Here is a 19,836-nt window from a genome sequence, read left to right as displayed (position 1 = left end):
AAGGGATCCATACACTCCAATCTCAGGTCGAGTGATGGGAGCTCCCGGTGGAGAAGGTCCTGATCGCCAATCGCGGCGAGATCGCCGTTCGGATCGCCCGCGCGTGCGCGGACGCGGGTCTGGCGAGTGTCGCGGTGTACGCGGACCAGGATCTGGACGCCCTGCACGTCAGGGTGGCCGACGAGGCTCATGCTCTGGGCGGGCAGTCCCCGGCGGAGACCTACCTCGACGTCGAGAAGCTGCTGGCGGTGGCGCGGCAGACCGGGGCCGATGCGGTTCATCCCGGTTATGGGTTCCTGGCGGAGAACGCCGGGTTCGCGCAGGCCGTCATCGACGCGGGGCTGACCTGGATCGGGCCGCCGCCCTCGGCGATCGACTCCCTCGGGGACAAGGTGCAGGCCCGGCACATCGCCCAGCGCGTGGGGGCTCCTCTCGTCGCGGGGACCCCGGATCCCGTCTCCGGCGTGGACGAGGTCGTCGCGTTCGCGGCCGAGAACGGGCTGCCGATCGCGATCAAGGCCGCGTTCGGCGGGGGTGGGCGCGGGCTCAAGGTCGCCCGGACGATGGAGGAGATTCCGGATCTGTACGAATCGGCGGTGCGCGAGGCCGTGACCGCGTTCGGCCGGGGTGAGTGCTTCGTCGAGCGCTACCTCGATCGTCCCCGTCACGTCGAGACCCAGTGTCTCGCCGACAGCCACGGCAACGTGGTCGTCGTCTCGACCCGCGACTGCTCGCTCCAGCGGCGCCACCAGAAACTCGTCGAGGAGGCGCCCGCGCCGTTCCTGACGGAAGAGCAGATGGTCATCCTGTACGACAGCTCGAAGGCCATCCTCCGCGAAGCCGGTTACGTGGGGGCGGGCACCTGCGAGTTCCTCGTCGGGCAGGATGGCACGATCTCCTTCCTGGAGGTCAACACGCGCCTCCAGGTGGAGCACCCGGTGACCGAAGAGGTGTCCGGCATCGACCTGGTGCGCGAGATGTTCCGGATCGCCGACGGCGAGACCCTCGGCTACGGCGACCCGCACCTGCGGGGGCACTCCTTCGAGTTCCGGATCAACGCCGAGGACGGCGGGCGCGGCTTCCTGCCCGCCCCGGGCACGCTGACCGCGATGCGCACCCCGTCGGGGCCGGGGGTCCGGCTCGACTCGGGTTACGAGGCCGGGATGACGGTGCCGCAGTCGTTCGACTCGCTGGTCGCGAAGCTGATCGTGACGGGGGCGACGCGGACCCAGGCGCTGGAGCGGGCCCGGCGGGCGCTGGCGGAGTTCGAGATCGACGGGATGCCCACGGTCATCCCGTTCCACCGGAAGATCGTGACCGATCCGGCGTTCACGTCCGAGCCGTTCTCGGTGCACACCCGGTGGATCGAGACCGAGTTCGTGAACGACATCCCGCCCTACGACGGCGTCCAGGAGACCGACGAACCCGTCTCCCGTGAGCGGATCACCGTGGAGGTGGGCGGCAAGCGAATCGAGGTGGTGCTGCCCTCGATGGGCGGGGCGGTCGCGAAATCCGTACAGAAGGCTCCGAAACGAGCCGGCGGAGCCGCCAAGAAGGCGGCGGCGTCGGGAGACTCGCTGGTCAGCCCCATGCAGGGGACGATCGTCAAGGTCGTCGCCGGGGACGGCGAGGCGGTGGCGGCGGGCGACACGATCGTGGTGCTGGAGGCCATGAAGATGGAGCAGCCGCTCACGGCGCACAAGGCGGGCGTGATCACCGGGCTGGCGGCCGGGGTCGGCCAGACGGTCACCGCCGGGTCGGTCATCTGTGAGATCAAAGACGCCTGACGGCATTTCGCACACAGCGGACATCCCTGTTGGCAAGGGGAATCCGCGCGCGTGGCCCGGCCTGTGGGCGGATACGGTGGAGGTCAGCGGAACCATCGCGCAACGCCGTTCGTCCTGAAGGGCGAAGGAGGCCCGAATCGTGACAAATTCCCACCCGCTAGGCCGCCTTGGGGCAGTCGTGGCGGCACTGTTCTTCGGCTTGTCCGCCCTTTTCCTGGTGAGTCCCCCCGCGAACGCCGCGGCGGCGCCGCCCGACGCGGCCACGGTGGTCGGCGCGTGGAAGACGAACCGGTTGTTCACGGTGAGCGGGTCTCCCCTGACGAGTGCTCAGCAGTCGGAGATCTCCACCACCCTCCGTGACTCCGAATTCCCGATCTACGCGGTCGCCCTGCCCGAGGGCACCGTGACCCGCGCCAACGTCGCCCAGTTCGTCCCGAGCCTGCTCACCGAGCTCGACAAGAACGGCCGCTCGGCGGCGACCGTGGCGGTCATCGACGGCACGACCCTGTTCGGCGGCAGCACCGCGTTCCCGCAGAACGCGGCGGGCCGGATGGCCAACGAGTCGGCCAACGCCCACGTCGGCGACCCGGTCGCGGTGATCAAGGAATTCACCAACCGGGCCGAGATGTACCTCCAGGGCAACCGCACCGCCCCGCTGAAGCCCGGTGACACGATCAGCGGCAACACCGGCGTGTGGGTCACCTTCGGTGTGATCGCCGTCGTCGGCGGTGGCGGCATCTGGCTCATCGCGCGCCGCAACAAGCGCCGCCGCGAGGAGAAGGAGGCGGCCGAGCTCAAGGCCGTCAAGCAGACCATCGAAGAAGACGTCACCAAGTTCGGCGAGGAGATCACCTCGCTCGACCTCGACGCCAAGATGCTCCCGGCCGCGGGCACCGACCACGACTGGCAGCACGCCCTCGACTCCTACGAGAAGGCCAAGGTCCAGCTCCAGCAGGTCCGGCGGGCCGACGAACTGCGCGACGTCACCGCCACCCTGGAAGACGGCCGCTACGCCCTGGCCGTCGTGAAGGCCAAGGTCAACCAGCTCCCGATGCCCGAGCGGCTCCCGCCGTGCTTCTTCAACCCGCAGCACGGCCCGTCGGTCCGCAACGTCCGCTGGGCCCCGCCCGGTGGCGCGCTGCGCGACGTCCCGGCCTGCGCGATGGACGCCAGCGCGATCGAGCGCGGCTTCGACCCGCAGATGCGTGAGGTCGTGCTGCCCAACGGTCAGCGGGCGCCCTACTGGGCGGCCGGTCCGGCCTACCAGCCCTACGCCAACGGCTACTACGGCGGCTTCGACGGCCTGCTGACCGGCATGCTCGTCGGCACGATGCTCGGCAGCGCCTTCGGCGGCTTCGGCTACGGAGGTTACGGCGCCGGTTACGCCGACGGCGTGGCGGCCGACGGCGGAGGCGACTTCGGCGGTGGCGGCGATTTCGGTGGCGGCGGCGACTGGGGCGGCTCCGATTTCGGTGGCGGCGACTTCGGCGGCGGCGACTGGTAATCCACCCGTTAATTCAGGCTGAAGGCCCCGCGACCTCGATGAGGCGCGGGGCCTTTCCGTATTCCGGGGTGGCGGCTCGCGGCCGATCTGCGGGGTCATTCAACGGGTCGAGGTTGTTCAAGATGACTGCAAGCGGGGCGAAAGGGCGCGTGAGAAACTCGGGGCATCCCCTCAGGAGGCTGTTTCCCGTGCGTGCCGTCGTCGCTTCGCTGTTCGCTTTAACTCTGGTCCTCGCCCCGGCCACCGCCGCGCATGCCACGGCCGCGCCCTGTCAGAAGGGCTCCGGGCCCAAATTGCGCGGCGCCGACTTCACCAACGGCCGCCAGCTGCCGGACAACCTGCGCTGCGCCGATCTGACCGGCGCCAAACTCGACGAGGTCGACTTCACCCAGAAGGACCTGACGGGCGCGATCCTCCGCAAGGCCTCCCTGCGGGAGGCCGACTTCACCCAGGCCCATCTCGAGTACGCCGACCTCCGGGAGGCCGACCTGACCTCGGCCGACCTGGGGCAACTCCAGGCCAAGCAGGCCGACCTGCGGGGCGCGACCCTGATCGACGTCGAGGGCGGCCAGGCCGAGTTCCCGCACGCCGACCTGTCCGGGGCGATCATGACCAGGGCCAACCTGAGCCAGGTCACCCTGACCAACGCCAAGCTCGTCGGCGCCGACCTCAACGAGGCCGAACTCGGCCAGGTCAAGGGCCGGACGGCCGACTTCACCCGGGCCAAGATGAAAGAGGCCAAGTTCGGCCAGGGCGAGCTCCAGCACGCGGTCTTCAAGGACACCGACCTGACCGAGGCCCAGTTCACCCAGGCCGACCTCCAGGGCGCCGACTTCACCGGCGCGGTGATCGAGGGCGCCAGCTTCATCCAGGCCGACGACGTGAACCTGAACGGCGCCCGGGGCAGCGGCACCGACGTCCCCGAGAACACCCCGCAGGAGCCCTACTCGGGCGACACCGGTTCGGGCGACGACCCGAGCCCCCAGCCGGACAGCCGCAACATGCCGCCCCGGATCCTGGGCATGTCCCCGGCGCTGCTGATCATCCTGGCCGGCGCCCTGGGCCTGAGCCTGACGCTGATCGTCTGGGGCCTGAGCCACCAGACCAGCCGCCGCAGCGAGGCGAACTTCGCTTTGGCCCGCCGCGCGGCCGAAGAGGACGTGACCCGTCTGGGCGAGGAGATCGACACCCTCGACTTCGACATGAAGGTCAACGCGGTCAGCGGCCCGAGCCACGACTGGCGCGCCGCCCTGGACGCCTACGAGGCGGCCAAGCAGGCCCTCTACCTGGCCCGGACCCCGGAGGAACTCCACGCGGCGGCGGCAGCGGTCCACCACGGACGGCTGGCGCTGCAGCGGGTGCGTTCGGTCCTGCCGCGCTGAAGAAGCACCCGACAACGCGCCGTCGTCATGCGCGCCGAGTTCAGCCATGTCGGGTTTGTCGGTTGCCTGCCCCGGTCAGCTCAACGGCTGGGCCAGAGCCACGATGACGCCCTCGGGGCCGCGGACGTAGGCGAGCCGGTAGGCGTTCTCATATTGGACGACCTCGCCCACCAGGCCGACGCCCAGCTTGGCGAGGGTCTCGTCGAGGTCGTCGACCTGGAACATGAGGCTGCGCATGCCCAGCGCGTTGGGGGCCGACTGGTCTCCCAGGCTGACGGCCGCCGGGGCGTGGAACTTGGTCAGCTCGACCTTGCCCAGGCCGTCGGGGGTCCGCATCAGCGTGATCTCGGCCCGGAGGCCGTCGATGCCGTTGAGGGCGTCGACCGAGGGCCCCTCGATGGGCGCGGAGCCCTCGACCTCCATGCCGAGCCTGGTGAAGAAGTCGACACCGGCCGCGAGGTCGCCGACGACGATGCTGACATGGTCCATCCGCTGAATCGTCATGCCCTCAACCTAGGCAGTGGGACCGACAAACCGGCGAAGACGGCTGACCCGCCCGGATGACTCTGAGCCGCTCGCACCCCAGCAGGTCGTTATTTGCTGAAATTTCGGGCGGCGGAAGCCGCCCGATCATGGCGCGGCGCAGGTCCACCTCGCGGTCTGTGGAAGCGGCCGGGAGAGGTCGTTTGGCCGATGTGTCCGGCGGGAGCCGTAAAAGAAACTAGATGTCCGCAGTGAGCGGGGACATCAGCCGGCGCGCGGCCTCGGTGATCGAGCCCGACAGCGACGGGTAGACCGCGAACGTGTGGGCGAGCTGGTCGACCGTCAGGCGGTGCTGGACCGCCACCGACAGCGCCAGGATCAGCTCGGAGGCGCGGGGGGCGACGACCACGGCGCCCAGGATGATGCCCGTGTTGGGGCGGCAGAACATCTTGATGAAGCCGTCGTGGAAGCCCTGCATCTTGGCGCGGGCGTTGGTGGCCAGGGGCAGTTTCACCACCTTGGCGTCGACTTCCTTGTTCTCGACCTGCTTCTGGGTCACCCCGACGGCCGCGATCTCGGGGTCGGTGAAGATGTTGGAGGCGACCGTCGCCAGGCGGATGGGCTGGACGGCCTCGCCCAAAGCGTGCCAGACGGCGATGCGGCCCTGCATGGCGGCGACCGAGGCGAGCATGAGGACGCCGGTGCAGTCTCCGGCGGCGTAGACGCCGGGGGCGGAGGTGCGGGAGACCTTGTCGACCTCGATGAAGCCGTTGCGGTCGAGGCGGACGCCGTTGTCCTCCAGGCCGATGCCGGAGGTGTTCGGCACCATGCCGACGGTCATCAGGCAGTGGGTGCCCTCGGCGGTGCGGCCGTCTTCGAGGGTGACCACGACGCCGTCGGCGGTGCGCTTGACGGAGGAGGCGCGCGAGCGGCCCATGACGTTCATGCCGCGACGGCGGTAGACCTCTTCGAGGACCTCGGCGGCGTCGGCGTCTTCGTTGGGCATCATGCGGTCGCGCGAGGAGACCAGGGTGACCTCGGAGCCCAGCGACATGTAGGCGCCGGCGAACTCGGCGCCGGTGACGCCCGAGCCGACGACGATCAGCTTCTCAGGGAGCTCGTCGATGTCGTACATCTGGCGCCAGGTGAGGATGCGCTCGCCGTCGGGCTCGGCGCCCGGGAGCACGCGCGGGGTGGCGCCGGTGGCGACGATCACGACGTCGGCGCGGATGGTGCGGTCGCCCGCCCGGACCGTGCCGGGCTCGACCAGGCGGCCACGGGCCCGGACGACCTCGACGTTCTCGGCCGCGAGGCGGGCCGCGATGTCGGCCGACTGGGCGCGGGCCAGCTCTTTCACACGCTGGTTCACGATCGGCATGTCGGCCACGGCGCCGCCGACGTCGCCGTCGGGGCCGCCGGTGAAGTGGACGCCGAGCGAGGTGCCGTCGACCAGGGCCTGTTTGCGGACCGAGGTCGCGATCATGGTCTTGGACGGGACGCAGTCGGTGAGCACACAGGCGCCACCCGGGCCCTCTTCCTCGACCACGGTGACCCGGGCCCCCAGTTGAGCGGCGACCAGGGCCGCCTCGTATCCGCCGGGGCCGCCGCCGATGATCGCGATCCTTGTCACATGTCCCATTCTTCCGTACCCGGCGAGGTGGTAACGGCACGACTACGTGGAACCGCCACGACCGCCCCTGCGGGCGATCTTGGTTTACGCTGATGCGGTGCCTGTATACGCCGCCTATGGCAGCAACATGGATCCGAAGCAGATGGCTGAGCGGGCGCCCCACTCGCCGATGAGGGGAACCGGCTGGCTGACCGGCTGGCGGCTCACCTTCGGCGGCGAGGAGGTCGGCTGGGAGGGTCCGCTGGCCACCGTGGTCGAAGACGAGGGCGCGCAGGTCTTCATCGTCCTCTACGACGTCCCCGAGTGGGACGAACCGTCGCTCGACCGCTGGACCGGTCTCGACCTGGGGCTCTACAAGAAGATCCGGCTGCGGGTGGCCACGCTCGACGGCGACGTCCTGGCCTGGTTCTACGTGGTCGACTCCTATGAGGGCGGGCTTCCCTCGGCGCGTTATCTCGGCATCATCGCCGACGCCGCCGAGAAGGCCGGGGCGCCCGACGACTACGTCCACGAACTGCGTGCCCGTCCCTGTAAGTCCCTCGGTGACTGATCTGTACGCTCAGGAGCGTGAGTAACGCTTTTTCCCTGGCCGCCGACGCGGCGTCCGCGCTGCGCGCGAAGACGGGTGTCGACGCGTTCGACGTCGCGCTCGTGATGGGGTCCGGCTGGGTGCCGGCCGCCGATGCCATCGGCGAGCCCCTGGCCGAGTTCCCTTCGACCGATCTGCCCGGTTTCACGCCTCCGGCCGTCGAAGGCCACGCGGGGCGGATCCGAGCCGTCAAGGCCCCGAACGGGCAGCACGTCCTGATCTTCCTGGGGCGCACCCACCTCTACGAGGGGCTCGGCGTCGACCCGGTCGTCCACGGGGTCCGCACCGCCTGCGCGGCCGGGGCCCGGGTGGTAGTGCTGACCAACGCCGCCGGAGGGCTGCGGCCGGAGACCCAGAACGTGGGCGATCCGGTGCTGATCAGCGACCACATCAACATGACCGGCGCCAATCCGCTGACCGGCGCGACCTTCCTCGACCTGACCGAGGTCTACTCGAAGCGGCTGCGTACGCTGGCCAGAGAGGCCGACTCCACGCTGGCCGAGGGTGTGTACGTCGCGTTCCGGGGTCCGACTTATGAGACTCCGGCCGAGATTCGCATGCTCCGCACCCTTGGTGGGGATCTGATCGGCATGTCGACTGTGCTGGAGGCCATCGCGGCCCGGCAGGCCGGCGCCGAGGTGCTGGCGCTCTCGCTGGTCACCAATCCGGGCGCCGGGCTCGTCGGTGAACCGCTGAACCACGAGGAGGTCCTTGAGGTCGGCCGGGCCACCGCGCAGCGGATGGGCGGCCTGCTGAGCCAGGTCGTCGGCAAGCTCTAAATCGGGGACGGCGATGAACGATCTGACGACACTCGCACGGGAATGGCTCGGCCAGGACCCCGACCCGGTGACCCGGGCGGAACTGGAGTCCCTGCTGGAAGCGGGCGACCACGACGGGCTGACCGACCGTTTCGGCGCGAAACTGGAGTTCGGCACGGCCGGCCTGCGCGGCGAACTGGGCGCGGGCCCCAACCGGATGAACCGGGTGACCGTGATGCGCGCGGCGGCCGGGCTGGCCACTGTGCTGGGTCCGGGCCGTCACGTGGTCGTCGGATACGACGCGCGGCACAACTCCGACGTGTTCGCGCGGGACACCGCCGCCGTCCTGACCGGTGCGGGCCTGACGGTCTCCCTGATGGGCGGGCTCTACCCGACCCCGGTGCTGGCCTTCGCGGTCCGCCACCTGAAGGCCGACGCCGGGGTGATGGTGACGGCCTCGCACAATCCGCCGCGCGACAACGGCTACAAGGTCTACTGGGGCGACGGCGCGCAGATCATCCCGCCGGTCGACGCGGAGATCTCCGCCGCGATCGACGCCGCCGGGCGGGTCGACGAACTGCCCCTCGGTGAAGAGTGGACGATCCTGTCGGCCCGCGACATCCTCACGCCCTACATCGAGGCGGTGACCGCGCTGCCGCTGGGCGCGGCGCGGGAGTTGCGGGTGGCGTACACCCCTCTGCACGGCGTCGGCGGAACCACGCTGGGGCAGGCGTTCATGCAGGCCGGGTTCACCTCGCCGATGAGCGTCGGGGCCCAGTCGCGGCCCGACCCCGAGTTCCCGACCGTGGCCTTCCCGAACCCCGAGGAGCCGGGGGCGATGGACCTGGCGCTGGAGCTGGCCTCCGCGTCGGCCGTCAGCGCCGACCTGGTGATCGCCAACGACCCCGACGCCGACCGCTGCGCCGTGGGCGCCCGGCAGGCCGATGGCACGTTCCGGATGCTCACGGGTGACGAGGTCGGCGGGCTGCTGGCCGAACACGTGCTGCGCTCGACCAGCGCGCCCGACCGGCTGGTGGCCACCACGATCGTGTCGTCGTCGCTGCTCGGGCGGATCGCCGAGGCTTATGGTGTACGGCACCGCGAGACCCTGACCGGCTTCAAATGGATCATGAAAGCCGGTCCCGGTCTCGTCTTCGGCTACGAGGAGGCGCTGGGGTACAGCGTGGGGTCGGACGAGGGCCTGCCCGTCCACGACAAAGATGGGATCGGCGCGGCGCTGACCGTCGCCGGCATCGCCGCCGAGGCGAAGCAGCGCGGCCTCAGCCTGACCGACCTGCTCGACGACCAGGCGGTCCGGTACGGCCTGCACGCCACCAGCCAGCTCTCCTTCCGCGTCGACGACCTGTCCCAGATCACCGGTGCGATGGCCCGGCTCCGCGCGAACCCGCCGGTCGAGCTCGGCGGCCGGGCGGTCGAGTCGATCGACGACCTGGCGGCGGGCTCCCCCGACCTGCCCCCGACCGACGGCCTGCGCTACCGGCTGTCCGGCGGCGGCCGGGTGGTCATCCGGCCGAGCGGCACCGAGCCGAAGCTCAAGTGCTACCTGGAACTGGTGCTCCCGGTAACGGAGATCACCGAGACGAGAGCGGTCGCCGCGCAGCAGATCGAGTCCCTGAAGGCCGACCTACGGAGTGCCCTGAACCTTTAGAGCACGACGATGGCCGCGATGGCCAAGACGATCATCGCCACCGTCGCGACGATGGAGTCGATCGCCCATGTCACGGCCGGTTCGCCGGAGGACTCTCGCTTCCGTGTCGTGGCCTGTTCTCTGATCTGGTCGGCGACCCAGTCGGCGTGGGTGCGGCCGGCCATCGCCTCGCGGGCGGCCTGTTCGCCCTTCGACAGGGTCGGCTGTGAGGTCGGGTAGCGGCCGCGCTTCTCCTGGCGGTCGGCCTGGCGCAGGCTCTTGGCCCGCTCGCGGGCGGTCGGCATGGGCGTCCAGCAGCGGACGGTCAGTTCACCCGCGGTGATCGTGATCGCGCTGCTGACGGTGACGTCGTCGATGGCCGCCCACGGCACGTAGGCGGTGCGGAACGGGTTGCGCACCCGGACCCCGCCCGCCTCGGTGATCGTCGCCGGGCGCAGCGCCAGGAAGTAGGTCATCCACGTCACTAGACCGAGGAAGGCCCCCACGACCAGCGCCGACGGCAGGGTGCCGCGCACGATCAGGTCGACCGTGTTGAGCACGACGAACACCACCCACGCCCAGCCGAAGAACCAGGCCGTCTTCGAGCGGAAGGTCATGAGCGCCATTTCAACTGAGCGAACCCCGGCTTGATCACCCCGTTGATCAGCGCCAGCCGGTCGTCGAACGGGATGAACGCCGACTTCATGGCGTTGACCGTGAACCACTGGAGGTCGTCCCAGCCGTAGCCGAAGGCCTCGACGAGCTGGGCGAACTCCTTGGTCACCGAGGTGCCGCTCATCAGCCGGTTATCGGTGTTGACGGTGACCCGGAACTGGAGGCGGCGCAGCAGCCCGATCGGGTGGTCGGCGATCGAGTCGGCCGCCCCGGTCTGGATGTTGGACGTCGGGCACATCTCCAGCGGGATCCGCTTGTCGCGGACGTAGGCGGCGAGCCGGCCCAGCTTGGCCCCGTCGTCGGCGATGTCGTCGATGATCCGCACGCCGTGGCCGAGCCGGTCGGCGCCGCACCACTGGATGGCCTGCCAGATCGACGGCAGCCCGAACCCCTCACCGGCGTGGATGGTGAAGTGGGCGTTCTCCCGCTGGAGGTACTCGAAGGCGTCGATGTGCCGCGTGGGCGGGTAGCCCGCCTCGGCCCCGGCGATGTCGAACCCGACGACCCCGACGTCGCGGTAGCGCACGGCCAGCTCGGCGATCTCCATCGACCTGGCCTGGTGCCGCATCGCCGTGAGCAGCGCCCCGACCCGGATGCCGCGCCCCTCGGACCCGATGCGGAACCCCTCGTTGACCGCCTGGACGATCTCGTCGAGGCTCAGCCCGCGCTCGGTGTGCTGCTCGGGGGCGTAGCGGACCTCGGCGTACACCACTCCGTCGTTCGCGAGATCCTCCGCGCACTCCGCGGCCACCCTGATCAGGGCCTCGCGGGTCTGCATGACGCCCACGGTGTGGGCGAAGGTCTCCAGGTAGCGCTCCAGCGACCCCGAGTCGGCCGACTCGCGGAACCAGGCGGCCAGCTCGGCCGGGTCGGTGGAGGGCAGTCTGTCGTAGCCGGTCTCGCGGGCCAGCTCGATGATCGTTTCCGTGCGCAGGCCCCCGTCGAGGTGATCGTGAAGAAGCACCTTGGGGGCCTGGCGGATCTGCTCAAATGTGGGCAGGCTCATTGCGGCATACTAGCGTCACCTGCGCAAATATGATCTGTTACACGGTCTCCAGAACCGGTTCGGTCACGCGGGTACGCCGCCTCCTCTCCGCCACCACGCCCATGATCGCGATGCCCAGCCCGATCAGTGCGAACACGGCCGAGATGACGATCGCGGCCCGTGTCGGCCCGAGCGGGTCACCGCCCCCGACGCCCGAGGTCAGCGTGGCCGTGACGATGGCGAGGACGATCGCGCCGCCCACCTGTCCCGAGGTGTTGACGAGGCCCGACGCGAGCCCCTGTTCCGCGTCGGCGACCCCGTTGGTGCCCTGGATGTTGAGCGAGGGGAAGGAGAGTGCGAAGGCCCCGCCGAGCAGCAGCATGCCGGGGATGACCAGCCACAGCGACGGGTCGAGATCGAGGTTCAGGAAGACCAGGTAGGCGAGGACCAGCGAGCCCGAACCCGCAAGGATGATCTTCTGCGTGCCGTACCTGTCGGCCAGCGAGCCGATCTTGGTGGAGAACAGCGCGACCAGCAGTCCGGCGGGCAGGAACGCCAGCGAGGTGGCCAGGGCCGACCATCCGAGCATGTTCTGGAAGTACTGCATCGCCACGAACTGGAACGCGACGTAGGAGCCGAACAGGATCGCCAGCCCGAAGTTGGCCCGCCGCAGCGGCGCCGCGCGCAGGATGCCGAGCCGCACCAGCGGGTGCCTGGCCCGCAGCTCCCACCAGACGAACAGCGCGAGCAGCGCCACCGCTGCGACCCCCGTCGCGACGGTCCGCGCCACGGCCACCTCGGGCGCCTCGACCACCGTGAACACCAGCAGCAGCATCCCGGCCGTGATGGTGAGCGCGCCGAGGACGTCGTAGCCTCCCTGCGCCCTCTCCTCGGAGCGGGGCAGCAGCCGCGCCCCCACCACGAGCGCCACCAGGGCGACCGGCACGGGCATGAGGAAGGTCCAGCGCCAGCCGAGTTCGGTCAGCAGCCCCGACAGGATCAGCCCGAGGGAGAAGCCGCTGGCCGCGCAGGCGGTGAAGATGCTCAGGGCCCGGTTGCGCTCGGGCCCCTCGGCGAAGGTCGTGGTGATGATCGACAGTGCGGCGGGCGCGGTGAAGGCGGCCGACATGCCCTTCACGAACCGGGCCGCGATCAGCAGGGCGCCACTGTCGACGATGCCGCCGAGCAGGGACGCGAAGGCGAAGACGCCCAGGGCCACGAGCAGGACCCGGCGCCGCCCCAGCAGATCGGCGGTCCGACCGCCGAGGAGCAGCAGGCCGCCGTAACCGAGGACGTACCCGCTGACCACCCACTGGAGCGCCGAGGTCGACATGCCGAGTTCGGCCTGGATGGACGGCAGCGCCACGCCGACCATCGAAACGTCGAGACCGTCGAGGAAGACGACGGTGCAGAGCACGATGAGGACGCCCCAAAGGGAGGCCCCCCAGCGGCCCTCACGAGTAGACATCATGGTCACGGACGTTACATGCACATGCATTCAATGCACAAGCAAATAATGCGTTTGCACATACACCGGACCGGTGCTATGGTGCGGCGAAGGAATTCAGGAGTGGAACGATGACCGACACCGATGTCGTCTCGACCTGGCGTGAGCTCTCCGCCAGGCACGCCGCGATCGTGTCCGACCTGGAGCGCGAGCTGCAGGAGCACCACGACCTCGGCGTGAGCGAGTTCGAAGTGCTCGACCGGCTGGTCGAGGGTGTCTGCCTGAGCCCCGACGGGAAGTTCCGCGTCCAGGAGCTGGCGGCCGGGGTGAACCTGAGCCAGAGCGCCCTGTCGCGGCTGATCGCCCGCCTGGAGAAGTCGGGGTTCGTGCTGCGGTCGATGTGCTCCGACGACCGGCGCGGCGTGTTCGTGAACCTCACCGACGCCGGGCGCGTACGTCATTCTGAGGCCCTGCCGACGCAGCGGCGGGTGCTGCGGGCGCACCTCGAACCGGCGTCAGCCGCCACCGCTGGCTGATCCCGTCCCAACGGTCCCGAAGAGACGGTGAATTCGGACCGTACAAAAGGGAAAGTAGTTTTCGAAGGCACGCGAAGATGCACGTGCAGCTCAAATTGCCCACCATGGTTAATTTGGTGCATTGCGCGACCGATCGTTGATCGGGCAAAATTCTTTTCGGTTTCGGCGCGCTTCTGAAGGTGCCGGTGGGGAGCCTGACAATCCCTATGGCGGAAAGGAGGCCCGGCCCCGTGCGCGGCTGGATGCCCCTAATTGATGATCGAACGCCGGTGAGCCCCGTTGGACGGTGCCAGCCCGGACCCTTCCAGGACGACTTCGGCAACCCATTACACGGCCTTTACGAGGGACAGCGGACGGAAAGCGAGTTCGGCTCCTGGACACGGTTACTGGCCGTCTGGCACGGATACCGGATCTGGGATTTCACCGGGCCCGTCATGAACGGATTCAGAAGTTCTCTAGTCAGCCCCTGGAACGAGATCCTTTCGCAGGGACTACTCAGAGATCCCGCCAATCCCGTGCCTTACGACGGAACCGGCTGGAGTGAACGCTGGATCGCCGGCGCCCTCCTCACCGGGCGCAAGCCGTTCGGCCGGTTCACCCTCCCGCTCGACGAGGCACAGGCCTGGTGCACCCGCGCCCGCAGAGTGGGCCTGGAGTACCACCGCGAAAGGGTCGACGGCAACGCGCTGCACATCACCGCGGGCCGTGAGGAGACGTACGGCGAGCTGTTCGAACTGGACGCGCTCGTCGCCAGCTATCGAGACGTCCTGCCGCCGGAGGCCGCTGAGACGGCCGCCTGGGCGCTGCTGTCGCACCGCAAGGAATCCCCCGCAAACCACACCTTCGCGGGCATGGACGCGTTCGCCGAGCTGCCGAGGGCCCTGCGCGGCCTGACCCTCGGCTACCCGCCGCTGGCCACGGCCCGCCGGATCCTCCTGGAGATCGGCGGAGAGAACGAGATCGAGTTCCCCGACGTACCGCTCGACCCCGGACGGCCCGAGACGGCCCCGGAGGACGACGTGCCCTTCTGCGACCACGACCATCCGGTGCCCCGCTTCGACAACCACGACGACCTGGTCAAGGCCTGTGAGCCGCTCACCGATCTGGTGTCGTACTACTGGCAGCTCGACCGCGAGCTGTCGGCGTTCGCGCCGCGCATCTCCGGTGTCTACCTGGCCGACTACCCGGAGGCGCTGGTAGCCGCCTTCGAGGCGCACGAACGCGCCGCTCCCACCGACCGCTACCCGCGCGCCGACGTCGTCTACCCGCACCTGTGCTGCGTGCTGCGGCATCTGGGACGGGAGCCTGGCGACCTGCTGCGCGGGCTCAGACCGCCATTACGGCGAGCGCCCGGTCCAGGGCCGCGCGACCGCCTTCCACGTCGTCACCACGGAATCTGAGGTCGGCGACCCGCATCCACATCGCCGAGGCGCGTTCCCGGGAGGTCATCGCCTCCCAGTGCTCGGCGGCGACCACGAGGGCCTGTTCGGCCTCCCAGGTCTCGCCGAGCCGAAGGTGTGCCTCGGCGATGACCTCCGAGGCGTGCACGAGCAGCAGCGCGGCGGTCTCACCGACCGCTTTGACGACCTCGTTGGCCCGGTCGATCGCGTGGTGGAACTCGCCTCTGACGATGTCGGCACGGGCCAGCGCGAGGGCGCAGAAGCCCCTGTCGACGACTCCGGCCCCCGCCTCCACCAGTTCGGCCTGGGCCCGCAGAAGCAGCGGGAAGAACTCCTCCACCGCCCCCGGTTCGGCCCGTACGAGCTCGCCGGCCATGGCCGCCTTCAGGCACGCCAGACCGTGGGGATCGTGGAAGCCCTCGGCGTAGAGAGATAGGGCCTGCTCGAAAAGACCCCGAGCGGTGGTCGACAATCCCGACCTCGCCGCGGCGATTCCGTTCTGCCAGGCGACCGAAATTCGTCCGCGGGGCTCTCCGAGCTCTATCGCGGCACTCGTCAACTCGCTCAGCAGCAGATGCAATCGCAGATGCGAACCATGTCCGGCCTCTTCCGGGTGGGAACCGAGGTCGAACTGCTCGCTGTACGTCGCGACGAGGGCGCAACCGAGTTCGATCACGCTGGAAGTCCATCCGGCCGCGGCGATCTCACGGTCGAGCGCCCGCTCTCCCACGGTCACGCTGGCCGAAATGTCACCCGACTCGAGCAGACAGCGGCACAGCAGCGTCGCCAGCCGGACGCGGTAGTCGACGAACTGCGTCCAGTGGCCGCTCGACCGGGCCAGCGCCTCGGAGGGCTCGTCGAGGTGGGAGTCGAGCAGCCGGGTGACGCGGCTGATCACCTGGGACAGGTCGCCCTCGCGTTCACCCGCCTGGGCCTGGCCGAGCTCGGCCTGCCGCCAGAGGTTGGGGACCATGCCGAGCGACGGCTGCCGGAGCAGCGCGGCGTAGCGGTCCCTCGCCTCGGAGAACAGACCGGCCGCCAGGGCGGTGCCCGCCTTGGCGGCCTCGGCTCTCAGGCCGGCGATCGTGTGGGGGTCGAGTCCGTCGGTCAACCACAGAGGGGAGCAGTGGAGTCCTCGCGCGATGATTCTGATCATGGCCGCGGTGGGTTCGAGGTCTCCGCTTTCAATCCGTTCGATCGAGTCGGCGTCCAGTTCGGACGTCACTTGGAATGGCAACAACCCTCTCTGCAGGCGAGCGGCTCGAACGCGTTGAGCGATCTTCTCGGGCACTGTGCTCCTCGCCTAACACGGTGCGTATATCGACGCCTAGATCAAGTGCGTCAAACGGAGCATAGACGTGACAGAGCAACTTGACCACCAGCAAACGTGTTCACAGGACTAATCAGTGTGGCTTTCTCGGGCCATACCCGTCTTGCCTGGACCGAAATTATGGTTCCGGCTGTCAGATACCCACCCTCCGGGGCACTGGTCAGGGCGGCTCCCCCGGATGGGGGCTATTTGTGTCAGGTTTCCTGACACGTTTGACGGGATGAATGTTTGCATTAGTGCGGAATTCGTGTTATTTGGTCGCACGTGGATCATTACACGGTCATTGACGAGAATTTGACAAGTCGACCGCATCGAATGCGGGATGTGGACGGACGCGCCTTCCTCGCGTCGCTACGCACCGCAGCCGTGACCCGGGTGGAGGCCGGTGAGCGGGTCGCCCAGGTGAGCAGGAACATGGGCGTCTCCCGGTCGTCGGTGTACGAGTGGCTGCGCCAGGCCCGTTCGGCGCCGGAGAAGCTGCTGGCCAGCCCGCTCCAGGGACGCCCGTCCGCGCTCTCCCCCGACGGCCTGCACGACCTGGCGACCGCGCTGCTGGCCGACCCGTCGGAGTCGGGCTTGACAGGACGGTTGTGGACGCGGGAACTCGTAAACGAGCTCGTCACCCGTGACCACGGCGTCTCTTTGACGCTCACCAGCATCGGCCGCCTGCTGCGTTCACTCGGTTTATGGCCGCGTCACTCTCTCGTCACATGGCCGGACGGCTCCGCCCGATTGTGGAAACAGCGTTACGCGTACATAAAAGAGAAAGCCCGGGAACACGACGCGCTCCTGATGCGCGGGGGGCTGGTGGACATCGGCGCCCCCCTGCCCCGTTCGGCGCACCCCGCCGCGACTTTCGGCTTTCACCTGGCCTACGCGCTGATTCCCGGCGGCCCGCTGTTGTTCCGCGCCTACTCGGGGCCGGCGAGCGCGGCGACGTTCCTCGACTTCGCCGCCGGGCTCACGGCCGAGACCGGCCGTCACACCTGCCTCATCACGGCCCACCACGACGTCTTCGACCTCGACGAGTGCGCGCGCGGCGTGGCGGGGCTGCCGATGACCGTCTGGGTGCGCGAGGGCGGCGACGCCTGGGCGCTGCGGCCGGCCCCGGTCCGGCCCACCGCGACGGCGCCCGATCTGCTGCCGATCGTCCTGGGCGAGCCGTCGCGGGGACTGTGGACGATGGACGCGCTGGCCCGGAAACTCGGCCGGGTTTTCGGGCATCCGGTCAGTACCGGCGAGGCCGAGGTCCTGCTCTACGCGCAGAACCTGTGGCCTGAGGGACCGCTACCGCCCGTGGTGCCGCCGGGGTCACCCTCCGTAGGCCGCTGGTGCCACGACGTGCTGCCGCTGTTCCAGGCGGAGGCGGGGGTGGGGGCCGACGTCCGGTTCGTCCAGGAGGTGCCGCTGCCGGGTGGGCGCACGCTGCTGGTGGCCGTGGCTCCCGGGCGCGAACGGCGCTTCGCCTGGTACGAGGAGGCCCGCTACCAGGGCCGCATGCGCGCCGCGACGCTGGCCGACTTCACCGGGCGGCTGCGCCGCGACCTCCCCGACCCGCTGTGCCTGCTCGTCACCGACGACTCCGGCTGGCACTCCCGCGAACTCGACGCCACCGCGACGACCGTGGGCGACGCCTTCTACTGCACCTGGCCCGACGGCTGCGGCGAACGGGTCTGGCGGACCGTGGAGGGCGACCCCGTCCAGGCGCTGTGCCGCCGCCACCACCCCCGGCGGCACGAGCTCGGCCACGACGAGACCCCCTCGTTGGAGATGGAGCACCCGCCGCGCGGCCCCGTGGGGACGGCCGACCGCCAGGTGCGAATCGCCGCCGCCCGCGAGCGCGCCCGGCGGCAACCGGTGTCGGCGGGCGAGCGGCTGCGCGAGCTCGTCCTGGCGGGCCCGCCCGCCCTGCTGACCATGCGGACGCTCACCGCCCTGCTCACCCGGGCGTACGGGCGGCCCGTCGACGCGGCGCGGGCCGTCGCCGTGCTCCGCGAGGGCGGGCTGTGGCCCGAGGAGACCCCGGTGGTCGAGCCCGGCCCCTGGGAGGAGGCGACGCTGCCGCGCTACCTGGCGCACGCCGGGGAGGGCGCGGCCGTCCGGTTCGTCGCCGAGGCGCGGCTGGGCGGCGACCTCAGCCTCCTGGTCGCCCTCGACCGCGACGGGGAGACCCGGTTCGCCTGGTACCCGCAGGCGCGCTATCGCGGCCGGGTCCGCGCGGCCACGCTGATCTCCTTCGCCGAACTCCTCCTGGACGAGGTGAAGGCCCCCCTCTGCCTGGTCGTCACCGACGAGGCCGGGTGGAAGTCCAAGGAACTGGCCGCCGCCCTGGCCCTGCGGCCCGTCCTGGTCGTCGCGCACGGCGTGCCCTACCTGTGCGTGTGGCCCGCCGGGTGCGCCAACCGGGCCGTCATGGGCGACCAGTGCCGCACCCACGCCCGCCGCTCGCGCCGCCTGGCCATCCACGGGGAGCGGTCGGGCCCGCTGCTGGACGCCGTGCGCGCCGCCGCGGCCGAGCTCACGGTGGCCCGTACGGCCGGTGAGAGGGCCGGGAGGGCCTCACGGGCCGCCTTGACCGCCCTGCGGACCGCCGGGGCCGGGGACACCGCTCTGGTCGCCGCGTGGACCGGGCTGCCGGAGAGCGAGATCCCGTTCGTCTCCGAGCCGCTCGACCGGGAGCACGTGGAGCTGCTGCGCGCGTGCGTCCGGACCGGGGTCACCTCGCTCGCCACCCTCATGCGGGTCAGTGGGCTGCCGGAGACGCGGGTGCGGGCCCTGCGGCGGGAGGTGCGGGTGAAGGCGCGGGCCCAGGAGGCCGCGTTCCTGGCTCGGATCACCGCCGCGGCGGCCGCCGTAAGGGCCAGGCGGGAGGAGCACGGGGACGCCGTCCGCCGCGCCTGGCGCGAGGGACACCGCACGGTGACGACGATGTGCGAGGTGGCGCGGATCAGCCCGTACACGCTGGCCCGGATCCTGGAGGGGCTCGGCGCCGAGCTGATGGAGCGGCCGGCTCAGCACCCCGGAACGGCGGTGCTGGCGCGGGTGTCGCGCGCGGCGCTGCTGCTGGCCGAGGCGCGGACCGCCCGCGACGACGAGGTGCGCGCGGCGCTGGCCGCCGGGGTCAACGTCGTCGGGCTGCTCGCGGCGGCCGGTGACCTCACCCAGGCGCGGGTACGCGGGCTGCGGCCCGCCCCCACCCGCGAGACGGCCCTGGCGGCCCTGGCGGCGAGCCGGGCCGAACTGGACAGGCGGACGGCGGGCCTGGCGCGGGCCTGCCGTCCGCTGCTGGACGAGGTGGCGCGCACCCTCCGCGACGTCGCGGAGGCGGCCCACGCCGAGGCGCTGGCCACGGTGGCCCGGGACACGGCCGTGCTGGCCGCCTGGGCGGGTGGAGTCGGCGACCCGGCCGTGCTGGCCGTCTGCGCGGGCACCGACTCCCGCACGATCACGACGCTGGTCGGCGCGGCAGCGGACGCTCCGGGTGCTTCCGCGCATACCAGGACGTCAGCAGCCTCTCCACCGCGACCAGATGGTAGTTGAGCTGGTCGAACAGCTCGCGGACGTCGTCGTCGCTGGCCGTCATCCGGAAGGAGTGGACCAGGGTCGTGATGGAGTCGGCGTCGACGAAGGGACGGCCGGCGGGTTCGTCCTCGAACGAGCCGAAGATGGAGTGCGTCATGTC

Annotated in this window: 16 protein-coding genes; 9 read left to right on the top strand and 7 right to left on the bottom strand. The window is 70.3% G+C overall.

Going from position 1 to position 19,836, the window contains the following annotated elements:
- The first annotated feature begins 47 nt into the window (after window positions 1-47).
- The 3 genes from ACYQ78_RS17145 (at window position 48) to ACYQ78_RS17135 (ending at window position 4,673) form a co-directional block, all read left to right on the top strand.
- The gene (locus tag ACYQ78_RS17145; protein ID WP_459801846.1) at window positions 48-1,787 is read left to right on the top strand and encodes an acetyl/propionyl/methylcrotonyl-CoA carboxylase subunit alpha; all 1,740 of its coding nucleotides are present in this window, start codon (window positions 48-50) and stop codon (window positions 1,785-1,787) included.
- Between the two features lie 217 nt (window positions 1,788-2,004).
- Window positions 2,005-3,291 (top strand): hypothetical protein, encoded by a 1,287-nt coding sequence (locus ACYQ78_RS17140; protein WP_459801845.1) that lies wholly within the window; start codon window positions 2,005-2,007, stop codon window positions 3,289-3,291.
- A gap of 188 nt (window positions 3,292-3,479) precedes the next feature.
- The gene (locus tag ACYQ78_RS17135; protein WP_459801844.1) at window positions 3,480-4,673 is read left to right on the top strand and encodes a pentapeptide repeat-containing protein; all 1,194 of its coding nucleotides are present in this window, start codon (window positions 3,480-3,482) and stop codon (window positions 4,671-4,673) included.
- 75 nt (window positions 4,674-4,748) lie between these two features.
- On the opposite strand, the gene ACYQ78_RS17130 is transcribed toward ACYQ78_RS17135, so the two are convergent.
- Window positions 4,749-5,177, bottom strand: coding sequence for a VOC family protein (locus ACYQ78_RS17130; RefSeq protein WP_459801843.1), 429 nt, complete (start codon window positions 5,175-5,177; stop codon window positions 4,749-4,751).
- A gap of 217 nt (window positions 5,178-5,394) precedes the next feature.
- On the bottom strand, window positions 5,395-6,786 hold the full coding sequence (locus tag ACYQ78_RS17125) for an NAD(P)H-quinone dehydrogenase (protein WP_459801842.1): 1,392 nt from the start codon (window positions 6,784-6,786) through the stop codon (window positions 5,395-5,397).
- Between the two features lie 97 nt (window positions 6,787-6,883).
- On the opposite strand from ACYQ78_RS17125, the gene ACYQ78_RS17120 reads away from it, so the two are divergent.
- Genes ACYQ78_RS17120 through ACYQ78_RS17110 form a run of 3 tightly spaced genes read left to right on the top strand, consistent with a single transcriptional unit; the run spans window position 6,884 to window position 9,802 of the window.
- Window positions 6,884-7,336: a gamma-glutamylcyclotransferase gene (locus ACYQ78_RS17120; protein WP_459801841.1), complete on the top strand. Its 453-nt coding sequence runs from the start codon at window positions 6,884-6,886 to the stop codon at window positions 7,334-7,336.
- Between the two features lie 17 nt (window positions 7,337-7,353).
- Window positions 7,354-8,154 (top strand): purine-nucleoside phosphorylase, encoded by an 801-nt coding sequence (locus ACYQ78_RS17115; protein ID WP_459801840.1) that lies wholly within the window; start codon window positions 7,354-7,356, stop codon window positions 8,152-8,154.
- A gap of 13 nt (window positions 8,155-8,167) precedes the next feature.
- Window positions 8,168-9,802: a phospho-sugar mutase gene (locus ACYQ78_RS17110; protein WP_459801839.1), complete on the top strand. Its 1,635-nt coding sequence runs from the start codon at window positions 8,168-8,170 to the stop codon at window positions 9,800-9,802.
- Here ACYQ78_RS17110 and ACYQ78_RS17105 read toward each other — a convergent pair.
- Genes ACYQ78_RS17105 through ACYQ78_RS17095 form a run of 3 tightly spaced genes read right to left on the bottom strand, consistent with a single transcriptional unit; the run spans window position 9,799 to window position 12,912 of the window.
- On the bottom strand, window positions 9,799-10,398 hold the full coding sequence (locus ACYQ78_RS17105; protein WP_459801838.1) for a PH domain-containing protein: 600 nt from the start codon (window positions 10,396-10,398) through the stop codon (window positions 9,799-9,801). The two genes, ACYQ78_RS17110 and ACYQ78_RS17105, sit on opposite strands and share 4 nt — an antisense overlap.
- Window positions 10,395-11,462 (bottom strand): adenosine deaminase, encoded by a 1,068-nt coding sequence (locus tag ACYQ78_RS17100; RefSeq protein ID WP_459801837.1) that lies wholly within the window; start codon window positions 11,460-11,462, stop codon window positions 10,395-10,397. The genes ACYQ78_RS17105 and ACYQ78_RS17100 overlap by 4 nt, the downstream gene beginning before the upstream one ends.
- Window positions 11,463-11,499: 37 nt before the next feature.
- Window positions 11,500-12,912, bottom strand: coding sequence for an MFS transporter (locus ACYQ78_RS17095; RefSeq protein ID WP_459801836.1), 1,413 nt, complete (start codon window positions 12,910-12,912; stop codon window positions 11,500-11,502).
- A 107-nt stretch (window positions 12,913-13,019) separates the two neighbouring features.
- Between ACYQ78_RS17095 and ACYQ78_RS17090 the strand changes: the two genes are divergently transcribed.
- Both ACYQ78_RS17090 and ACYQ78_RS17085 read left to right on the top strand, forming a co-directional pair.
- Window positions 13,020-13,424 (top strand): MarR family winged helix-turn-helix transcriptional regulator, encoded by a 405-nt coding sequence (locus ACYQ78_RS17090; protein ID WP_459801835.1) that lies wholly within the window; start codon window positions 13,020-13,022, stop codon window positions 13,422-13,424.
- A gap of 515 nt (window positions 13,425-13,939) precedes the next feature.
- Complete coding sequence (locus ACYQ78_RS17085) at window positions 13,940-14,824, top strand: hypothetical protein (RefSeq protein ID WP_459801834.1); 885 nt, start codon at window positions 13,940-13,942, stop codon at window positions 14,822-14,824.
- Here ACYQ78_RS17085 and ACYQ78_RS17080 read toward each other — a convergent pair.
- Window positions 14,751-15,935: a hypothetical protein gene (locus ACYQ78_RS17080; RefSeq protein WP_459801833.1), complete on the bottom strand. Its 1,185-nt coding sequence runs from the start codon at window positions 15,933-15,935 to the stop codon at window positions 14,751-14,753. The genes ACYQ78_RS17085 and ACYQ78_RS17080 overlap by 74 nt on opposite strands.
- Window positions 15,936-16,478: 543 nt before the next feature.
- Here ACYQ78_RS17080 and ACYQ78_RS17075 point away from each other — a divergent pair.
- Complete coding sequence (locus ACYQ78_RS17075; protein WP_459801832.1) at window positions 16,479-19,694, top strand: transposase; 3,216 nt, start codon at window positions 16,479-16,481, stop codon at window positions 19,692-19,694.
- Here ACYQ78_RS17075 and ACYQ78_RS17070 read toward each other — a convergent pair.
- Window positions 19,600-19,833, bottom strand: coding sequence for a hypothetical protein (locus ACYQ78_RS17070; protein ID WP_459801831.1), 234 nt, complete (start codon window positions 19,831-19,833; stop codon window positions 19,600-19,602). The genes ACYQ78_RS17075 and ACYQ78_RS17070 overlap by 95 nt on opposite strands.
- Between the last annotated feature and the right edge of the window lie 3 nt (window positions 19,834-19,836).

It is taken from the genome of Herbidospora sp. RD11066 (assembly GCF_054661255.1).
Note: the sequence above shows the minus strand (reverse complement) of the source record. Positions and strands in the feature narration are given on the sequence as shown.

Excerpts from the sequence above, each read along its gene's own strand:
- ACYQ78_RS17130 (WP_459801843.1), bottom strand. The coding sequence starts at position 5,177 with ATGACGATTCAGCGGATGGACCATGTCAGCATCGTCGTCGGCGACCTC.
- ACYQ78_RS17110 (WP_459801839.1), top strand. The coding sequence starts at position 8,168 with ATGAACGATCTGACGACACTCGCACGGGAATGGCTCGGCCAGGACCCC.
- ACYQ78_RS17105 (WP_459801838.1), bottom strand. The coding sequence starts at position 10,398 with ATGACCTTCCGCTCGAAGACGGCCTGGTTCTTCGGCTGGGCGTGGGTG.
- ACYQ78_RS17100 (WP_459801837.1), bottom strand. The coding sequence starts at position 11,462 with ATGAGCCTGCCCACATTTGAGCAGATCCGCCAGGCCCCCAAGGTGCTT.
- ACYQ78_RS17095 (WP_459801836.1), bottom strand. The coding sequence starts at position 12,912 with ATGATGTCTACTCGTGAGGGCCGCTGGGGGGCCTCCCTTTGGGGCGTC.
- ACYQ78_RS17090 (WP_459801835.1), top strand. The coding sequence starts at position 13,020 with ATGACCGACACCGATGTCGTCTCGACCTGGCGTGAGCTCTCCGCCAGG.
- ACYQ78_RS17070 (WP_459801831.1), bottom strand. The coding sequence starts at position 19,833 with ATGACGCACTCCATCTTCGGCTCGTTCGAGGACGAACCCGCCGGCCGT.